The sequence below is a fragment of the Bariatricus sp. HCP28S3_D3 genome, assembly GCF_052065755.1.
Lineage (GTDB): Bacteria > Bacillota > Clostridia > Lachnospirales > Lachnospiraceae > Allocoprococcus.
In genome coordinates, this window is sequence record NZ_JBQHTK010000017.1 from 24,469 (window position 1) to 43,198 (window position 18,730).

Annotated in this window: 14 protein-coding genes; 9 read left to right on the forward strand and 5 right to left on the reverse strand. The window is 44.4% G+C overall.

Annotation, left to right across the window (positions count from 1 at the left end; all coding sequences use genetic code 11):
* The first annotated feature begins 147 nt into the window (after nucleotides 1-147).
* From ftsH to ACTNB3_RS11105, 4 genes are all read left to right on the forward strand, one after another.
* Nucleotides 148-2,244, forward strand: coding sequence for an ATP-dependent zinc metalloprotease FtsH (ftsH, locus tag ACTNB3_RS11090; RefSeq protein WP_441025684.1), 2,097 nt, complete (start codon nucleotides 148-150; stop codon nucleotides 2,242-2,244).
* A 91-nt stretch (nucleotides 2,245-2,335) separates the two neighbouring features.
* Complete coding sequence (gene uvrC / locus ACTNB3_RS11095) at nucleotides 2,336-4,225, forward strand: excinuclease ABC subunit UvrC (RefSeq protein WP_427820219.1); 1,890 nt, start codon at nucleotides 2,336-2,338, stop codon at nucleotides 4,223-4,225.
* 19 nt (nucleotides 4,226-4,244) lie between these two features.
* Nucleotides 4,245-5,165 (forward strand): HPr(Ser) kinase/phosphatase, encoded by a 921-nt coding sequence (hprK, locus tag ACTNB3_RS11100; protein ID WP_427807400.1) that lies wholly within the window; start codon nucleotides 4,245-4,247, stop codon nucleotides 5,163-5,165.
* A 25-nt stretch (nucleotides 5,166-5,190) separates the two neighbouring features.
* Nucleotides 5,191-6,126: an ROK family glucokinase gene (locus ACTNB3_RS11105; RefSeq protein WP_427807398.1), complete on the forward strand. Its 936-nt coding sequence runs from the start codon at nucleotides 5,191-5,193 to the stop codon at nucleotides 6,124-6,126.
* Between the two features lie 100 nt (nucleotides 6,127-6,226).
* Here the strand turns inward: ACTNB3_RS11105 and ACTNB3_RS11110 are convergent, their stop codons facing one another.
* A complete protein-coding gene (locus ACTNB3_RS11110; RefSeq protein ID WP_441025687.1) occupies nucleotides 6,227-8,815 on the reverse strand; it encodes a transglycosylase domain-containing protein in 2,589 nt (862 codons plus the stop codon).
* Nucleotides 8,816-9,040: 225 nt separating this feature from the next.
* Here ACTNB3_RS11110 and ACTNB3_RS11115 point away from each other — a divergent pair, with 225 nt between their 5' ends.
* Nucleotides 9,041-9,700: a YigZ family protein gene (locus ACTNB3_RS11115; protein WP_427807394.1), complete on the forward strand. Its 660-nt coding sequence runs from the start codon at nucleotides 9,041-9,043 to the stop codon at nucleotides 9,698-9,700.
* Nucleotides 9,701-9,783: 83 nt separating this feature from the next.
* On the opposite strand, the gene hpf is transcribed toward ACTNB3_RS11115, so the two are convergent.
* The 4 genes from hpf to typA form a co-directional block, all read right to left on the reverse strand.
* Complete coding sequence (hpf, locus tag ACTNB3_RS11120) at nucleotides 9,784-10,323, reverse strand: ribosome hibernation-promoting factor, HPF/YfiA family (protein WP_427807392.1); 540 nt, start codon at nucleotides 10,321-10,323, stop codon at nucleotides 9,784-9,786.
* Between the two features lie 153 nt (nucleotides 10,324-10,476).
* Nucleotides 10,477-11,088, reverse strand: coding sequence for a transporter (locus ACTNB3_RS11125; protein WP_427820216.1), 612 nt, complete (start codon nucleotides 11,086-11,088; stop codon nucleotides 10,477-10,479).
* Between the two features lie 124 nt (nucleotides 11,089-11,212).
* On the reverse strand, nucleotides 11,213-12,109 hold the full coding sequence (locus ACTNB3_RS11130) for a phosphatase PAP2 family protein (protein WP_441025690.1): 897 nt from the start codon (nucleotides 12,107-12,109) through the stop codon (nucleotides 11,213-11,215).
* A complete protein-coding gene (gene typA, locus ACTNB3_RS11135; RefSeq protein ID WP_427807387.1) occupies nucleotides 12,109-13,932 on the reverse strand; it encodes a translational GTPase TypA in 1,824 nt (607 codons plus the stop codon). The genes ACTNB3_RS11130 and typA overlap by 1 nt, the downstream gene beginning before the upstream one ends.
* 230 nt (nucleotides 13,933-14,162) lie before the next feature.
* On the opposite strand from typA, the gene ACTNB3_RS11140 reads away from it, so the two are divergent.
* The 4 genes from ACTNB3_RS11140 to ACTNB3_RS11155 all read left to right on the forward strand — a co-directional run bounded on the left by ACTNB3_RS11140 (nucleotide 14,163) and on the right by ACTNB3_RS11155 (nucleotide 18,656).
* Nucleotides 14,163-14,789, forward strand: coding sequence for a single-stranded DNA-binding protein (locus ACTNB3_RS11140; RefSeq protein ID WP_427807385.1), 627 nt, complete (start codon nucleotides 14,163-14,165; stop codon nucleotides 14,787-14,789).
* Nucleotides 14,790-14,887: 98 nt separating this feature from the next.
* The gene (gene dapA, locus ACTNB3_RS11145) at nucleotides 14,888-15,778 is read left to right on the forward strand and encodes a 4-hydroxy-tetrahydrodipicolinate synthase (protein ID WP_427807383.1); all 891 of its coding nucleotides are present in this window, start codon (nucleotides 14,888-14,890) and stop codon (nucleotides 15,776-15,778) included.
* A gap of 139 nt (nucleotides 15,779-15,917) precedes the next feature.
* Nucleotides 15,918-16,676, forward strand: coding sequence for a 4-hydroxy-tetrahydrodipicolinate reductase (dapB, locus tag ACTNB3_RS11150; RefSeq protein WP_427807381.1), 759 nt, complete (start codon nucleotides 15,918-15,920; stop codon nucleotides 16,674-16,676).
* Between the two features lie 27 nt (nucleotides 16,677-16,703).
* Nucleotides 16,704-18,656 carry a fructose-1,6-bisphosphatase gene (locus ACTNB3_RS11155; protein ID WP_427807379.1) on the forward strand — a complete coding sequence of 651 codons (1,953 nt, stop codon included), beginning with the start codon at nucleotides 16,704-16,706 and terminating at the stop codon, nucleotides 18,654-18,656.
* The last annotated feature ends 74 nt before the right edge of the window (nucleotides 18,657-18,730 follow it).

Here is an 18,730-nt window from a genome sequence, read left to right on the forward strand (position 1 = left end):
TACCATCCCTCTCTGCGTGTATTTTTGACATTCCACTTAACAGTATACTATAGTATATGTCATTTTTACAATCTTTTCATAATCTTTTTATTGATTTATGTTTTTGAGCTACTTATAATAGAAGAGATGAAAACTAGGAGGATACTTATGAATAATCAAAATAACAGGAATAATCCTAACAATAGAAACGGAAACCCTAATAATAAGAACAATCGTCAGGGAATGAATATGCTGATTTTCATACTTCTTCTTGTTGCAGTTCTTATGTTTTCCTTTTTCCAGATGCGTGATGACGATAATGCGCAGGAAATCTCTTATGACCGTTTTATGGAGATGGTTGAGGACGGAGAAGTGAAGGAAGTTGTGATTGAATCAGACCGGATCGTGATCAAACCGAAGAGCGAGAGTGAGATCGCAGCGGAGAAGGATAAGGCAACTGATGAGAGCGGAGTGGTTGAGGGTGCTGTAAAAGAGAATCAGGAGGAAGATAAAAAGAGTATCTTTGCTTCTGAAAAAGAGTATTATACTGGAGTTGTAGATGATCCGAACCTTACACAGAAACTGCTGGATGCCGGCGTGAAGCTCAGCCACGAGATACCGGATTCTACACCATACATTGTTATGAACCTCCTTGCAACAGTGCTTCCGTTCGTATTTCTGATCGGGATGGCCATCTATCTGATGAGAGGAATGTCGAAAGGCGGCGGAGTGATGGGGATCGGTAAGAGCAATGCCAAGATGTATGTGGAAAAGTCTACCGGTGTTACATTTAAGGATGTTGCCGGACAGGATGAGGCAAAGGAATCTCTGCAGGAAGTAGTAGATTTCCTTCATAATCCGGGAAAATATACCGGTATCGGTGCGAAACTTCCGAAAGGTGCACTGCTTGTGGGACCTCCGGGAACAGGTAAGACTCTTCTTGCGAAAGCGGTTGCTGGTGAGGCGAATGTGCCGTTCTTTTCTTTGTCCGGTTCTGCGTTTGTTGAGATGTATGTCGGTGTAGGTGCTTCCAGAGTGCGAGACCTTTTCAAACAGGCTCAGCAGATGGCTCCGTGTATCATCTTCATCGATGAGATCGATGCAATCGGTAAGAGCAGGGACAGCCAGCTCGGCGGAAACGATGAGCGTGAGCAGACGTTGAATCAGCTTCTTGCGGAAATGGATGGATTCGATACAAATAAAGGGTTGTTGCTTCTTGCAGCTACGAACCGTCCGGAGATCCTGGATCCGGCGTTGCTTCGTCCGGGACGTTTTGATCGTCGGATCATCGTTGACAAGCCGGATCTGAAAGGACGAATTGATGTCCTCAAGGTACATTCGAAAGATGTCAAGATGGATGAGACCGTGAATCTGGAAGAAATTGCGCTTGCAACTTCAGGAGCGGTGGGATCAGATCTTGCAAATATGATCAATGAGGCTGCCATCAATGCAGTGAAGAACGGGCGTCAGGTTGTATCACAGGCAGACCTTTTTGAGGCAGTGGAAGTGGTTCTTGTAGGTAAGGAGAAGAAGGACCGGATCATGAGTCAGAAAGAGCGCCGGATCGTGTCTTACCATGAGGTGGGACATGCCCTGGTAAGTGCTCTGCAGAAGGACGCTGAACCGGTGCAGAAGATTACAATCGTTCCAAGAACGATGGGAGCGCTCGGGTATGTAATGCATACACCGGAAGAAGAGAAGTTCCTGAATACCAAGGCAGAACTGGAAGCGATGCTGGTGGGAATGCTCGCGGGCCGTGCCGCGGAAGAAATCGTGTTCGATACGGTAACGACTGGAGCGTCCAACGATATTGAGCAGGCAACCAGAATTGCACGTGCTATGGTTACACAGTATGGTATGTCAGAGAAATTCGGCTTGATCGGTCTGGAATCAGTTCAGAATCGTTATCTGGACGGACGTCCGGTCATGAACTGCGGAGAAGCAACAGCTTCTGAGATTGATCAGGAAGTCATGAAAATGCTGAAAGGGGCTTATGCAGAAGCCAAACGTTTGTTATCCGAGCATCGTGATACAATGGATCAGATTGCTGAATTCCTGATTCGTGAAGAGACGATTACCGGAAAAGAATTCATGAAGATCTTCAGAAAATGCGAAGGAATTCCGGAGCCTGAAGAAGATGAGACGAAAAAAGCAGGAGAACTTCCTGCAAAAGAGAAGGAACAGAGACTTCTGGATCAAGAAAACAATTCAGAAAATGAAACTGAAAAAGATGAGGATGGATTCATTCTTCCTAAGAACAGATAAATAGAAGTATATTTTGCGGCGGTCAGCTTGATTTTAGCGGACCGCCGTTTTGTCACTTGTATTATTCCCTACGGACAAGTATAATAGGACTATGGAAAATCAGACATTTATTATTGAAGAAGAATTAAAGAAACTGCCCGGACGTCCGGGCGTTTATCTGATGCATGATGAAAAGGATGAGATCATTTATGTAGGAAAGGCGATCAGCCTGAAGAATCGTGTCCGGCAGTATTTTCAGAGTAGCCGTAATAAGGGTGTGAAGATTGAACAGATGGTGACACACATTACTCGTTTCGAGTATATTGTCACAGATTCTGAGTTGGAAGCGTTAGTGCTGGAATGTAATTTGATCAAGGAATACCGCCCGAAATACAATACCATGCTGATGGATGACAAAAGCTATCCTTTTATCAAAGTTACGGTAAATGAGGCATACCCGAGAATTATGATGGCCCGTCAGATGAAGAAAGATAAGGCTAAATATTTTGGCCCTTATACGAGTGTGACTGCAGTGAAGGATACGATTGAACTGGTACGGAAGCTGTATCATTTGAGAAGCTGCAACAGAAGCCTTCCCAAGGATATCGGAAAGGAGCGGCCGTGCCTTTACCACCATATCAAGCAATGCGATGCTCCATGTCAGGGGTATATTTCTCAGGAAGAATACAAAAAGTCGGTAGATGAGGTGCTGAAGTTCCTGAATGGAAACTATGAGAAGATACTGGGAGATCTGGAACAGAAGATGATGGAGGCATCGGATAATCTGGAATTTGAGAAAGCAATCGAATACCGGGAACTGATCGGAAGTGTCAGACAGATTGCCCAAAAACAGAAGATTACAGATACAGGAGGAGAAGATCGGGATATTATTGCGCTTGCGAGAGAGCAGGAGGATGCGGTGATCCAGGTATTTTTTATTCGCAGCGGCAGGCTGATCGGACGTGATCATTTCTATCTCAGAATTGCAAAAGGAGATGGAGTAAGTGAGATCCTATCCAGTTTTATCAAACAGTTTTATGCTGCTACACCTTATATACCGGGAGAGCTGATGCTTCCGGAAGAACCGGAAGACCAGGACATTCTGGAACAATGGTTGGGGCAGAAGAGAGGGCATAAAGTGCATTTGCGGGTTCCAAAAAAAGGAGAAAAAGAGAAACTTGTGGAACTTGCCGCAAAGAATGCGCAGCTGGTTCTTGCAAAGGATAAGGAAAGGCTGAAGAGAGAAGAGGGAAGAACGATCGGGGCGGTCAAGGAGATTGAGAGTATTCTGGGACTTCAAAATATTTTGAGGATGGAGGCTTTTGATATTTCCAATACGAATGGATTTGATTCAGTGGGATCCATGGTAGTATATGAGCGTGGAAAACCGAAACGTAATGATTACAGAAAATTTAAGATCAAAGGAGTTCAGGGAGCAGATGATTATGCCAGTATGAGAGAAGTGTTGACCAGAAGATTCCTTCATGGACTGGATGAACAGAAGAGTGGGAAGGAACTTGGAAGTTTCCAGGTATTTCCGGATCTGATCCTGATGGACGGAGGAAAAGGTCAGGTGAATGTGGCGCTGGAAGTTCTGGATGAACTGCATCTTGCGATTCCGGTCTGCGGTATGGTAAAGGATGACCATCACCGGACCAGGGGATTATATTATAATAATGAGGAACTGCCAATTGATCGAAATTCAGAGGCTTTTCGGCTGATTACCAGAATCCAGGATGAAGCACACCGTTTTGCAATTGAATTCCACAGAAAGCTGCGTGGACAAGGCCAGGTTCATTCGATTCTGGATGATATCCCCGGTATCGGACCGGCAAGGAGAAAAGCGCTTATGAAGAATTTTGTGGGATTGGATGAAATAAAAAAAGCTGAAATAGAAGATTTGAAAAAAATTCCATCTATGGATGAAAAATCGGCACGAAGCGTGTATAATTTCTTTAGGAGTGACACAAAAGATCAGGATGAATCCCTGGAAAAAAGATAAAGGAAAAGGAGAACAGACAATGGGAGTTGAGTTACAGAGAATCGTGGAAAAAATGAAGTTGAAGAATCTGACACCGGAAGTGGATCTGACAAAACGTGAAGTAAAGATTCCGGATATCAACAGACCGGCACTTCAGCTGGCAGGTTTTTTTGATCATTTTGAGTCTCAGAGAGTGCAGATAATCGGATATGTGGAGTATACGTATCTGGAGACACTGTCAGAGGAGCAGAGAGAAAAGATCTATGTTACGTTGATGTCTTATGGCGTTCCTTGCTTCATTTTCTGTCGGGAATTGATGCCGGACAAAGTATTTCTTGAGAAAGCAGTGGAAACAGGGACTCCGGTGTTTATTACGGACAAGCCGACTTCGGCATTTACAGCGGAGATCATTCGCTGGTTGAACGTAGAACTTGCACCTTGCATTTCTATACACGGCGTTCTGGTTGAGGTGTATGGTGTCGGTGTCCTGATTATGGGTGAAAGCGGAATTGGAAAGAGTGAGGCTGCGCTGGAACTGATCAAGAGAGGACATCGTCTTGTAACGGACGATGTGGTTGAAATCCATAAAGTCAGTGATGATACTCTGGTCGGAATGGCACCGAATATTACAAGACATTTTATTGAGCTGAGGGGAATCGGAATCATTGATGTGAAAACTTTGTTCGGTGTACAGAGTGTGAAAGAAACACAGAATATCGATCTGGCGATTACGTTGGAAGACTGGAATAAGGATAAAGAGTACGACCGTCTTGGACTTACAGAAGAATATACGGAATTCCTGGGCAACCGCATTGTTTGCCATAGTATTCCGATTCGTCCGGGAAGAAATCTGGCAATTATCGTCGAGTCGGCAGCTGTCAACCATAGGCAGAAACAGATGGGGTATAACGCTGCTCAAGAATTATACCGGCGTGTTCAGGAAAATCTGCAAAAAAAGTAATTAGATAAAAGAAGGAGAAAAGAAAATGAATTATTGTTTTGGAGTTGACATTGGAGGAACGACAATCAAAATGGGATTGTTCCAGTTTGATGGAAAGATGGTTGATAAATGGGAAATCAAGACCAGAACGGAGAACGCAGGGGAAGCAATTCTTCCGGATGTTACAAAAGCAATTAATAAGAAAATGATGGAGTTTGGACTTGAGAAACAGCAGATTCTCGGAATCGGGCTTGGAATTCCGGCACCGGTCACAGAAGACGGGATTGTGCCGAATACCGCAAATCTCGGATGGGGATACAAGGAAGTGAAGCGTGAGTTGGAGGAACTGACCGGAATCCATGTTGCTACGGGAAATGATGCCAATGTAGCTGCGTTGGGAGAAATGTGGCTCGGTGGAGGCCAGGGACATCGCAACATGGTCATGGTTACGCTCGGAACCGGCGTAGGTGGAGGAGTCATTATCAACGGTGAGTGTGTGATAGGAAAGCATGGAGCAGGCGGTGAAATAGGACACATTTGTGTGAATTATGAAGAGACGGAACCCTGCGGATGTGGTAACAGAGGATGTCTGGAACAATACGCATCAGCGACGGGGATTGTTAGACTTGCCCGGAAACGTCTTGCGCAAGACGAGGAGCCGAGTTTGCTGCGTGATGTTACGGAACTCAGTGCAAAAGAAGTGTTTGATGCTGTAAAAAAAGATGACAAGGCAGCAATTGAAGTCGCAAAAGAGTTTGGAAAATATCTGGGATATGCACTTGCCAATCTTGCGGCAGCATGTGATCCTGCAGTCATTGTAATTGGGGGAGGAGTATCAAGAGCCGGAGAAATCCTTTTCGACTATATCGAGGGGCCATTTAAGGAAAGAGCATTCTTCGCAAACAGGGAAACACAGTTTGCTCTTGCACAGCTCGGAAATGATGCAGGAATCTGTGGGGCGGCTAAGATGATCCTTAAATAAGTACATATGGAAAGCAGAAGAAACAAGTTTGATAGTTAAAAAAGGGACGTAACACGCAATGATAATTCGTGTTACGTCCCTTTTGATATTTTGGATTATTCTATTGATCTGATGTGCCTGGGTCTGTTGGAGTGGTTGGATCCGTCGGAGTAGTAGGCTCTGTCGGAGTGGTAGGCTCTGTCGGAGTGGTAGGCTCTGTTGGGGTGGGCGTTCCACCGCCATTGCCGCTGCTATTTCCTCCATTTCCACTTCCATTTCCGCCGTTTCCGCTGTTTCCGCCGTTTCCGCTTCCTCCTCCATCATCCGGATTCTCAGAATCATCCGGTTCTTCGGGCTCTTCGGGTTCTACCGGCTCGTGTCCCGGACAAGTTTCCGTCGGATAAGTGCCCGGAGCAAACCATTCTGTCATGGAAGGACATTCATCAGATAAAGCAAGTAGTCCGGTCTCAGTACAGATGGTTCTTCTTACCAGAGAAGATGGCATTGTGAAATCTTTATAGGCCAGACCAAGGGCGCTGTTAATTCTATCCATAATATTGGACCAGATTCGCACGTGGTAGTACCAGCTTGTGTCACTGAGCGATTGGTTGTTATCATATCCCATCCAGATGGAACAGGTATAATAAGGTGTATATCCGGCAAACCATAGATCCTTATTATCAGAAGTTGTACCGGTTTTTCCGGCTGCCGGCATATTTTCAAGCTGGGCATACGGTGCTGCAGTACCCTTTGTTACAACATCTTCCATCGCGAGTGTCAGGAGGGCAGCAGTCGTATCTTTGATGATGGTTTTCGATTCGTTTTTGGTATTATCAATCAGCACATTACCGTCATGATCCAGTACTTTTGTGTAAAGAATCGGCTTATTATAGACGCCGCCGTTGGCGATTGCGGCATAAGCGGCGGTCAGTTCATAATTGTATACACCGTGTGATACACCACCAAGCGCAAGGGATTCTACCATATCCTTATCTTTCGAAAGAGTGGTGATACCGAATTTCTCTACATATTCATAGCCAAGTGAAACGGAAATTTCGTTGATCACTTTTACGGCGATAACGTTCATAGACTGTTCAATTGCTTTCCGAAGCGTTACCGCACCGCGGTAGGAATCGCCCCACCAGTTGTGAACCTGCTTGTCTGGATTGGATTGATAGTAATATGGCTCGTCCACTTCGACATCTGCAAGAGTCTTACCTGCACTGTCGAGGGCCGGTGCGTAAACAGCAAGAATCTTAAAGCAGGAACCGGCCTGACGAGTCGTGCCGTAAGCACGGTTCAGTCCACGGTTTGTGGTTTTCTCGCCACGCCCTCCGACCATTGCTTTAATATGACCGTTGCTTTGGTCAATGATACAGACAGAAGCCTGTGGCTGCGGAGCGAGATTCACGTATTCATCATAGGTATCTCCCTCCTGGGCGATGCTTGCCTTAAAAGCTTCGATGTGTTGGTAAGCTTCCTCTTTTGAACTATATAAATACTTGGAATCCACACCATTATATTGCTTTACATTTCCTACGGAATAGTTTTCCTGTGTCTGCGCTTCATCTGCCCTGGTGACGGTCAATGCGTAGTCTAGATCCCAGGTCGTTTTCGATGGGAAATTGTCATCGTTGTTGAGCTCATCGTCACAGATTCCCTGAATCGTCAGATTCTGAGTTGTGTAAATGCTGAGACCGCCGCTGTAAATCGCGTTGTAAGCCTGAGTCTCTGTATAGCCGAGACCATCGGCGGAGGTCAAATCATCCATCAGCTGGTCGATCAGTGCATCAACAAAATAAGAAGTAACACGTGTTTCTTCCAAAACCTGGGTGTTCACCGTTTGAATTCGGGAGTAAACATCATCGGCCAGTGCCTCATCGTGTTCAGCTTGATCAATATACCCTTGTTCCAACATATTGTCCAGCACTTTCTTCCGACGTTCTGCATTTTTCTCTGGGTTCGTGATTGGGTTATAACCACCCGGACTCTTGGTAATTGCAGCAATCGTTGCGCATTCGGAAAGCGTTAGATCGGATACATCCTTGCCAAAATAACGTTTGGCTGCAGCTTGTACTCCCAATGTGTTCTGACCAAGGTTAATGGTATTGAGATAACTTTCAAGAATCTCTTCCTTACTCAGCTGCTTTTCAAGCTGCAGGGCAAGATACTGTTCCTGCAATTTACGTTCAACCTTTTCCAACTGACTTTCATTAATGAAGTCTGGAAATACATTGTTCTTAATAAGCTGCTGGGTAATTGTACTGGCTCCTTCCGAAAAATGTCCGCTTGTAAGTCCTACTACAGCAGCTCGAAGAATTCCCTGGGGGTCAATCCCGTTGTGCTGATAAAACCGGGAGTCTTCGACAGCAACAAATGCATGCTGAAGATCTTCCGGAATTTCATCGATTGTCACATAAACGCGGTTGGAACCGGCCTGCTTGAAATCTTCGATGATCGTTGCATTGTCATCCGCATAGGCAACAGAAGTATATCCCTCTGGTTTGATGCTGGAAGGAGTAATCTCCGGTGCATTATCAATGATTCGTTTTACCAGAAGCCCGGCACCTGCTGCGCCTGCGATACATACAACGGCAATACAGAGTAAAAAACCTTTAAATAGGCGCACACCTATTTTTTTCTTTCGCATATTTGCTTTGGAAGTAATATTTTTTTGCTTTTTAGAAGCGCTTCTTTTTCCATAATTCATGAACATTGCCTCCTTCATATTGATTTATTATAGCAAATATACCAATCTAAATAAAGCGAAAAATAAAAACTTCCTTATTACCTATGAGAAAATTAAGAAAAACTTCCGAATTCTTGTCGAATCGTGTTGATTTGTAATATTTTTGTAATTGTCTTGCATCTGGTAATCAGGATTTGTATACTTGTCATAGGAATTATAATTTGCAGATGAAGGAAAAGAATAAGGATGCTTAAGAAATATAGGACAGTGTTTGAAGGAAGCGAAGGCGAAATTACGGAAAAAAAGTCCAGATTTATTGCTACGGTTTTGCCGGTGCACAGTGAGGAAGAGGCGATTGGTTTTATCGAGCAGATGAGAAAGAAATACTGGAATGCAACGCATAACTGTTTTGCTTATGTGATCGGAGAACATTTCGAGATCCAACGGTGCAGTGATGATGGAGAACCTGGCGGAACAGCAGGGAAACCGATGCTGGATGTCCTGATGGGAGAAGAGCTTCATGATACGGCAGTCGTGGTGACACGGTATTTCGGTGGGACCCTTTTGGGAACCGGAGGTTTGGTGAGGGCTTATCAGGCCGCAACGAAAGCCGGTCTGTTGGCGAGCACTGTGATTACAAAATACCTTGGGAAAGAATATGTGATCGGGACAGATTATACGGGACTTGGAAAGATCCAGTACATTCTGGCACAACGTAAACTTTTTGTGCGAGATACGGAATATACGGACAGTGTTAAGATTCATGTTCTGATTCCGGAGGTGGAGGAACGGGAAGTGTTGGCTGAGATTACGGAAGGAACAAACGGACAGGCGAAGCTGGAATCCGGTGATATGTGTTATTTCGCGGATATTGACGGGAAGATTGAGATATTTCCGATTGGATAAAAAAGAGATTGAATAACGCTGCTTTGAAGTAAAATGCTGGTCACATAAGTGACCAGCATTCTTTATACTATATTCGATTATGTTTATTGAAATTCAGGTTCAATCAGTCCGTAAGTACCATTCTTTCTCTTATATACAACATTGACTTCATCAGTCTCTGCGTTGCTGAACACGTAGAAGTTGTGTCCGAGAAGTTCCATCTGGATGCAGGCATCTTCCGGGAACATCGGTTTGATTCCGAAGCGCTTTGTGCGGACGATCTGGATTTCTTCCGGATTCGGTTCGGCATTGGTCTCTTCATCGATGAATTCCTGGCGGAAGTCATGTCCACCCTGATGTTTGGCAATGAGTTTCGTTTTATACTTTCGAAGCTGGCGCTCGATAATCTCTTCTACTAAATCGATGGATACGTACATATCACTGCTTACCTGTTCAGAGCGGATAATGTTGCCCTTGACAGGGATTGTGACCTCGATTTTCTGACGTTCCTTTTCGACACTTAAGGTTACGATGATTTCTGTTTCAGGAGTAAAATACCTTTCAAGCTTCCCAAGCTTCTGTTCTACGGCCTGTCTGAGACCTGGTGTGATTTCGATGTTTCTTCCGCTAATGATAAATTTCATACAGCTCAACTCCTTTTGTTTGTATTTCCTATGCAGGGTGCCGGACGCACCTCATAAGAGCATTCCATAGAATAGAATCACTGTTCTATGAATCTATAAATATTATACTCTATTTCACTATGGACATGCAATGAAAAAAGAATAAATTTTGGCTTAATGAATGGAGCGGATTACTTCGACCCGGGATATATCGCCGTTATGCATCTTTGCCACACGGAGCCCAAAATTATCGAAATAGGTACATGCACCGACTCCAATCTCGGTCTGTTCTTCCTCAAATCGCTTATGGAGTACATCCCGAAGTGTCTGATTGTCCTCACATGGAATATGTACATGGATGATGGAGTTTACATGCTTTGCCTTTGAGGTAGCCCGGAAGATCACTCGCTCGGATTCATCGAATTCCACAAACAGGAATTTACGTGTTGCAAAGAGAATCGCGATGGAAATCACGCCGATCAGGGTGGCAACCGGATTAGAGTGTTCTACGATGATTTGTCGTGCAATGGCAAAAAGCAGAACTTCAAATACGGTTGAAGGTGTCTGCTGATAGAGCATTCGTATCATTTCGACACCAATGATCAGGCTCAGACAGTTTTCCAGAAGATCACTGTAGTTCGGATACATGTCAAAATTCGGGATATTTTTCAATGACATCGCGAGCTTTACAGCAACAAGTATAATGCTGACTGTAAGCACGACCGAGATGAAAATCTCCAGAAATGAAGACATTTTCCTTAAAATTGCGGTAGCATACTTTTTCATACATTTCCCCCTTATGAAATAAATTGATTGATAATTTCATTCTATCGAATAAACAAAGAACTGTAAAGGAGAATTTACTGGAAACTAGTCCGGTTCTTACTCTTTTACAGTTCTTTTATTTCTTTTATAAATATTTCATTTTTCGACTGAATATCCAGGGATATACGAAAATCACCCAGAAAATGATAATGCCATACTGAATCATTTCGCCAATCAGAGTGCTCCCAAGAAGGATTTTCAGCACCAGCTTCAAAACGACTGTCAGTGCAAGCCCGACCACATAGCGGAGCAGAAGTACGTTCCGGGAAGGGTTATTTGCCTTCGGGGAGAAGCGGAGCGTTTTATTTTCCAGATACCAGCCTGCGGCAAAGCCGAGTGCGGCGCCGGATGCTTTGAAACAATCGGTCACGTAACGATACTCGATCGTTTGGTTTCTATAAAGGTACGCGGACTGGATGCAGACCAGTGCGGCTGCCAATATAATGATCAGGGTGATGATACCGGTCCATTTCGAATTGGAAGTGAAGCGTTCCAGGTATTTCCGCGTAAACCAGGCAAAGAAGAGTGATATCACCATAGCAGTGATCACGTCCTTCGGCGTATGGCATCCCAGGTACATCCGTGAGAATCCGATCAGAAGAAATGTAAGCACGAAAATACATTTCCAGTACCATTTTTCGGCGTTGATGGCAAGTGTCGCAAAGAGGCTTGTTCCGCTCTGTGTGTGCCCGCTGGGAAAGGAGTACCCTGTGGCAGCCGGGATGGAACTTTCCACAGCTTTAAATTCCGGATCCAGTACCCAAGGACGCGGGATCCGGAACGTAATCTTCAGGCTTTGCACAAGAAGTCCTGCGCATAAATAGTTGAATCCGATCTGAACGGCCAGCTTCTTGTCGATACACCAGTACAGTGCACAGATGACAGCGATGATGACCAGCTCCTGCGCGAGAAACGTGATGAGCTGGAAAATCGTGTCAAGAAGCGGGGTACGTATTCTGGAAAGTGTCCATAAAAAACTCATTAGCTGATTCCTCGTTTACGCATTTTAGGATCCAGGATCTTTTTGCGGATACGTAAGGATTTCGGAGTTACTTCCAGCAATTCGTCGGTATCGATGAAATCGAGGGCTTCTTCAAGACTCAGGACCTTAGGTGGTGTAAGTTTCAGTGCTTCGTCGGCGCTGGAAGAACGAGTATTTGTCAGATGCTTGGTCTTGCAGACGTTCAGCTCGATATCGTCAGTTTTGGCATTCTGACCGACAACCATACCGGCGTATACCTTTTCGCCCGGTCCGATAAACAGGGTACCGCGATCCTGTGCATTGAAAAGACCATATGCAACGGCTTCTCCTGTTTCAAATGCAATCAGAGAACCCTGATTTCTGTACTGGATGTCACCTTTATATGGGGCATAGCCGTCGAAGGCAGTATTCATGATTCCGTTTCCTTTGGTGTCGGTCAGAAAATCGCCGCGGTATCCGATGAGGCCGCGGGCAGGAATGGAGAATTCCATTCGGGTGTAACCGCCGTTGGACATACCCATATTGCGGAGTTCCCCCTTTCTCTGACTAAGCTTGTCGATAACGACTCCAGTGAACTCGTCCGGAACATCAATGTAAGCAAGCTCCATCGGTTCCAGCTTCTTGCCGTTTTCATCGGTCTTATATAATACTTCTGCCTTGCTGACTGCGAATTCATAGCCTTCACGGCGCATATTTTCGATGAGAACAGAAAGGTGAAGTTCACCTCTTCCGGAAACTTTGAAGCTGTCGGTATTCTCGGTCTCTTCCACACGCAGACTGACATCGGTATTCAGTTCCCGGAATAAACGTTCGCGAATGTGGCGGGAAGTCACAAATTTTCCTTCCTGACCGGCAAATGGACTGTCGTTTACGATGAACTGCATGGCGATGGTAGGTTCGGAGATTTTCTGGAATTCGATTGGCCTTGGCTGGTCGACAGAACAGATCGTATCACCGATGGAAATGTCTGCAATACCGGAAATTGCCACGATTGAGCCGATAGTCGCTTTTTTAACTTCTACTTTATTCAGTCCGTCAAACTCGTAGAGTTTGCTGATCTTCACTTTCTTCTGCTTGTCTGGGTCGTGATGGTTGACAACGATCACGTCCTGATTCACGGCGATGGTACCGTTGTCTACTTTGCCGACACCGATTCTTCCGACGTACTCGTTGTAATCGATGGTACTGATCAGTACCTGTGTGCCGGCATCCGGATCGCCCTCCGGTGCAGGAATATAATCCAGGATCGTCTCAAAAAGAGGAGTCATATCCTTCGGTTCATCATCCTCATTGTAGGTGGCATATCCGTCTCTTGCGGATGCATAGATGAACGGACAGTCAAGCTGATCATCGGAAGCACCCAGATCAATCAGCAGTTCCAGTACTTCATCGATGACGCCATCCGGCCGTGCTTCGGGACGGTCAATCTTATTGATACAGACGATGACCGGAAGCTTCAGTGCCAGTGCTTTTTTCAGAACGAACTTGGTCTGAGGCATTGCTCCTTCAAATGCGTCAACAACAAGAATGACACCGTTGACCATTTTGAGAACTCGTTCCACTTCACCGCCGAAATCGGCATGGCCGGGTGTATCAATGATATTGATCTTTGTATTTTTATAGAAAACGGCTGTGTTTTTGGAAAGAATTGTGATGCCGCGCTCACGTTCGATATCGTTGGAGTCCATGACACGTTCGGCTACTTCCTGATTTGCACGGAATACACCGCTCTGTTTCAAAAGTTCATCCACCAGTGTTGTTTTACCGTGGTCAACATGGGCGATGATTGCAATATTTCTAATGTCTTCACGCTTTGTATTCATGTTCTTTTACCCTTCTTCTTACCTATATAATGTTGTAACTTGTTTAGTTTATCACATTTCTGAAATTTTACAAGTACTATCAAAAATTTTCAATTTTTAGTTCTAAAACAAATGGGTGATTCATAGATATATAAATGTGTCCGGTGAAATGTGTGCGGTAAAATGCCAGCTATACCGGGAAAAAATGCTGCGGAAGTACGCCAACGAAAAGGAAGGAGATTTACGACGCTATGTCAGATAAGATTATTGAAAACAACCAGGTAACAATTATGGGGCAGGTTGCATCCGAATTTGAGTTCAGTCACGAGGTGTTTGGTGAAGGATTCTACATCGTGGAGGTATTGGTGAAAAGGCTCAGCAATTCCTGCGACCGTATTCCTCTGATGGTCTCAGAACGGCTGATCGATGTGACGCAGGACTATACAGGAGAATTTATTATGGCATCCGGTCAGTTCCGGTCCTACAACCGGCATGAGGAGCAGAAAAACCGTCTGGTATTATCCGTGTTTGTGCGGGAGATTTCCTTTATGGAAGAAGAGCCTGACGGCTCGAAAACGAACAGTATTCTGTTGGATGGATATATCTGTAAAGAGCCGATTTACAGGAAGACACCGCTGGGAAGAGAAATTGCAGATCTTCTGCTTGCGGTCAATAGACCATACGGAAAATCGGATTATATACCATGTATTTGCTGGGGAAGAAATGCAAGGTATGCATCCGGATTTGAAGTGGGAGAGCATGTGCAGGTTCTTGGCAGGATCCAGAGCAGGGAATATGTGAAGAAACTGTCTGAGACGGAGACGGAGAAAAGAGTTGCCTATGAGGTGTCTGTAAGTAAGCTGGAATGTATGGAATAGATGAATGCAGAGATATTTTGCTAAATCCTTTGATTGACAGTGCTTTTAAATAATGATAAACTGTGAATAGTCAAGAAAAGTAAGTCAGGAGGAATATTATGTCTATTTTTACCGGTTCTGGTGTAGCAATCGTAACACCATTTAATGATGATGAGAGTATTAATTACGATAAATTAGATGAACTGCTGGATTTTCACTGTAATCATAGAACAGATAGTATTATTATTTGTGGGACTACAGGAGAGTCTTCTACTTTGTCGGAAGAGGAGCATATGGACTGTATCCGTTTTACGATTGAACGTGTAAAAGGACGTGTTCCGGTCATTGCAGGAACAGGGTCCAACAGTACATATACAACGGTGCAGATGTCGAGAGAAGCGGTTGAAGACGGGGCGGACGGATTACTTCTGGTAACTCCGTATTATAATAAATGTACACAGGCAGGTCTGGTTGCACATTACACTCAGGTGGCAAAGGAGGCGAAAGCGCCGATCATTCTTTACAGTGTTGCAAGCCGTACCGGTGTAAATATCGCACCGGAGACTGCTGCAGAGCTTTACAAAACCGTTGATAACATTGTGGGAATCAAAGAAGCTTCGGGAAATATTTCGCAGATTGCGAAAGTTATGAATCTGACGGACGGTAAGATTGATCTGTATTCAGGAAATGATGACCAGATCGTTCCGATCCTTTCTCTCGGAGGAAAAGGTGTGATTTCTGTACTTGCCAATATTGCGCCGGACTATACACATGATATCTGTGAGAATTTCTTTAAAGGCAATGTGGCAGAAAGTTGCCGGATGCAGCTTGCTGCACTTCCACTGATCGAGAAGCTGTTTTGTGAAGTCAATCCGATTCCGGTAAAAAAGGCATTGAATCTGATGGGGCTGGAAGTGGGACCGCTTCGTATGCCACTCACGGAGATGACAGAAGCAAATACTGCAAAATTAGCTGAACAGATGAAGAAATTTGGAATTTCTGTACTTTAATTGGAAGTCAGTAATGGTAAAAATGGGATTGATAGGACAGGGCTTTGCTGCCGGAAGGTGGCACTGCCCTTTTGTTAAATAAAGATAATTGTGAAAAAAATTACGATGTTTATGAAAGAACCAAAGGAGGAATGGATTGATGGTAAGGGCAATTATGCATGGATGCAACGGAAAAATGGGACAGGTCATTACAGGACTTGTCAGGGATGATGAGCAGATTGAAATCGTAGCAGGAGTGGATGCGTATTTAGGAATTGAAAATACATACCCGACATTTAAGACTCTTGCAGAATGCGATGTGGAGGCGGATGTAGTCATCGATTTTTCCAATGCATCGGCTGTGAACGCACTTCTCGACGAGTGTGTTGCAAGAAAACTTCCGGTTGTACTCTGTACGACAGGGCTTTCCGAGGAACAGCTCGCAAAAGTAGACAAGGCATCGGAGTCAACAGCAGTGCTTCGGTCAGCGAACATGTCGCTGGGAATCAATTTGTTGATGAAATTATTGAAGGAAGCAGCGAAAGTCCTCTCACCGGCAGGGTTTGATATCGAACTGGTGGAAAAGCATCATAATCAGAAGGTGGACGCACCGAGCGGAACCGCGATTGCACTTGCGGATTCGATCAATGAAGCACTGGATGAAAAGTATACCTATAATTATGACAGAAGCAAGGAACGCAAAAAACGTGAAAAGAATGAGATCGGAATCGTGGCTGTGCGTGGCGGAACGATTGTGGGACAGCATGATGTCATCTTTGCGGGGGCGGATGAGGTCATTGAGTTCCAGCATACGGCTTACTCCAAAGCTGTTTTTGGGAAGGGCGCAGTGGAAGCTGCAAAGTTCCTTGCAGGGAAGCCGGCAGGTCATTATGATATGAGTGATGTGATTCAGTTTTAGAAAAAGAATATCAGGGAGAATATGAAAATGAGTGGATTAAAAGAAAAATATCTGGAACGTCTGGCGGAATTATTTCCTACCATTGCAGCTGCCTCAACCGAAATCATCAATCTTCAGGCGATTCTGAATCTTCCAAAGGGGACGGAGCATTTTATAACGGATGTGCATGGTGAATATGAGGCGTTCAATCATGTCCTCAAAAACGGATCGGGTTCTGTAAAGCGGAAGATCGATGATGTGTTTGCAAACACGATGAGTGCGAGAGATAAGCAGACACTGGCAACACTGATCTACTATCCACGGGAGAAGATGGAAAAGATCCGTGAGACAGAACCGAATATGGATGACTGGTATAAGATTACGCTCTACCGTTTGATCGAGATCAGTAAGAGAGCGGCAAGCAAGTATACCCGCTCCAAAGTGAGAAAGGCGCTTCCGAAGGATTTCTCTTATGTAATTGAAGAATTGATTACAGAAAAGCAGGGACTGGCAGATAAGGAATCTTATTATGCGTCCATTATCAGTACCATTATCCGCATCGGAAGAGCAGAGGAGTTTATTGTAGCACTTTGTGAACTGATTCAGAGGCTTGTTGTGGATCATCTTCATATTGTCGGTGATATTTACGACAGAGGTCCGGGACCGCATCTGATTATGGACAAGCTGATGGAACATCATTCGGTAGATATCCAGTGGGGGAATCATGACGTCCTCTGGATGGGAGCGGCAGCTGGGCAGAAATGCTGTATTGCAAATGTAATCCGAATCTGTGCAAGATACGGTAATCTGGATATCCTGGAAGATGGATATGGAATCAATTTACTTCCGCTTGCGACTTTTGCGTGGAAAAAATATGCGAAAGATCCGTGTGAGTGTTTTAAATTGAAAGGAAGCGGTGCCGACGGCGCTCAGGAAATGGAATTGAATATGAAGCTTCATAAAGCGATTTCAATTATTCAGTTCAAGATTGAAGGACAGATGTCTAAAGTATATCCGGAATTTGGATTTGAAAAACGGAATTTCCTGCATAAGATCAATTATGAAAAGGGAACGATTGTAATTGAAGATAAGGAATACACCATGCTGGATGATTATTTCCCGACGATCGATCCGGCTGACCCGTATGCGTTGTCGCCGGAAGAGGAGGAAATCATGGAACGTCTTGTTTCAGCTTTCCAGAACTGTGAGAAACTCCAGCGGCATATGCGATTTCTTCTTAGCAAAGGATCGTTGTACAAGATCTACAATTCAAATCTTCTGTATCATGGATGTGTGCCGCTTACAGAAGACGGAAATCTGAAAGAAGTAACGATTTATGGCAAGACCTATAAAGGAAAAGCGTTGTATGATTTTATGGATTCCTATGTGAGAAAAGGATTTTTTGCAATTGATCCGAAGGAACGTGCAAAAGGGCGGGATCTGATGTGGTATATCTGGCAGGGTGAGAATTCACCTTTGTTTGCAAAAGATAAGATGGCTACATTTGAACGGTATTTTCTGAATGAAGTAGAACTGCACAAGGAACATAAAAATCCGTATTATACATTCCTGGAAAATGAAGAAGTGATGGATCGTGTTCTCATGGAATTCGGTATGGATACAAAGAAATCGAGAATCATCAACGGTCACGTACCTGTGAAGACAAAGAATGGAGAAAATCCGGTGAAATGCGGAGGTAAGGTGATGGTTATCGACGGAGGATTTTCCAAGGCTTACCAGAAAGAGACCGGAATTGCAGGATATACGCTTATCTACAATTCTTATGGACTGATCCTTGCGGCACATGAGCCGTTTGAATCAACCGAGGCAGCTATTGAGAAGGAGCGTGATATTCATTCGGACAGTGTGATCATCAATCGTGTTGTTTCCAGAAAGACGGTCGGAGATACGGATGTGGGAAATAGTATCCGTGAGCGGATCGCCGATCTGGAGGAACTGCTTAAGGCATACCGCAGCGGTAAGATCATCGAAAAAATTTAAAATTATTTTTCATACATATTTTTTTCGCTTCTGTAAATAGTAGTAGTAACCTGAATTTTACATTTACAGAAAGG

Excerpts from the sequence above, each read along its gene's own strand:
- typA (WP_427807387.1), bottom strand. The coding sequence starts at position 13,932 with ATGAATACAAAGCGTGAAGACATTAGAAATATTGCAATCATCGCCCAT.
- dapB (WP_427807381.1), top strand. The coding sequence starts at position 15,918 with ATGGTAAGGGCAATTATGCATGGATGCAACGGAAAAATGGGACAGGTC.
- ACTNB3_RS11155 (WP_427807379.1), top strand. The coding sequence starts at position 16,704 with ATGAGTGGATTAAAAGAAAAATATCTGGAACGTCTGGCGGAATTATTT.
- ACTNB3_RS11140 (WP_427807385.1), top strand. The coding sequence starts at position 14,163 with ATGTCAGATAAGATTATTGAAAACAACCAGGTAACAATTATGGGGCAG.
- ACTNB3_RS11110 (WP_441025687.1), bottom strand. The coding sequence starts at position 8,815 with ATGAATTATGGAAAAAGAAGCGCTTCTAAAAAGCAAAAAAATATTACT.
- hpf (WP_427807392.1), bottom strand. The coding sequence starts at position 10,323 with ATGAAATTTATCATTAGCGGAAGAAACATCGAAATCACACCAGGTCTC.
- ACTNB3_RS11130 (WP_441025690.1), bottom strand. The coding sequence starts at position 12,109 with ATGAGTTTTTTATGGACACTTTCCAGAATACGTACCCCGCTTCTTGAC.
- hprK (WP_427807400.1), top strand. The coding sequence starts at position 4,245 with ATGGGAGTTGAGTTACAGAGAATCGTGGAAAAAATGAAGTTGAAGAAT.
- ftsH (WP_441025684.1), top strand. The coding sequence starts at position 148 with ATGAATAATCAAAATAACAGGAATAATCCTAACAATAGAAACGGAAAC.
- ACTNB3_RS11125 (WP_427820216.1), bottom strand. The coding sequence starts at position 11,088 with ATGAAAAAGTATGCTACCGCAATTTTAAGGAAAATGTCTTCATTTCTG.
- ACTNB3_RS11105 (WP_427807398.1), top strand. The coding sequence starts at position 5,191 with ATGAATTATTGTTTTGGAGTTGACATTGGAGGAACGACAATCAAAATG.
- ACTNB3_RS11115 (WP_427807394.1), top strand. The coding sequence starts at position 9,041 with ATGCTTAAGAAATATAGGACAGTGTTTGAAGGAAGCGAAGGCGAAATT.
- uvrC (WP_427820219.1), top strand. The coding sequence starts at position 2,336 with ATGGAAAATCAGACATTTATTATTGAAGAAGAATTAAAGAAACTGCCC.
- dapA (WP_427807383.1), top strand. The coding sequence starts at position 14,888 with ATGTCTATTTTTACCGGTTCTGGTGTAGCAATCGTAACACCATTTAAT.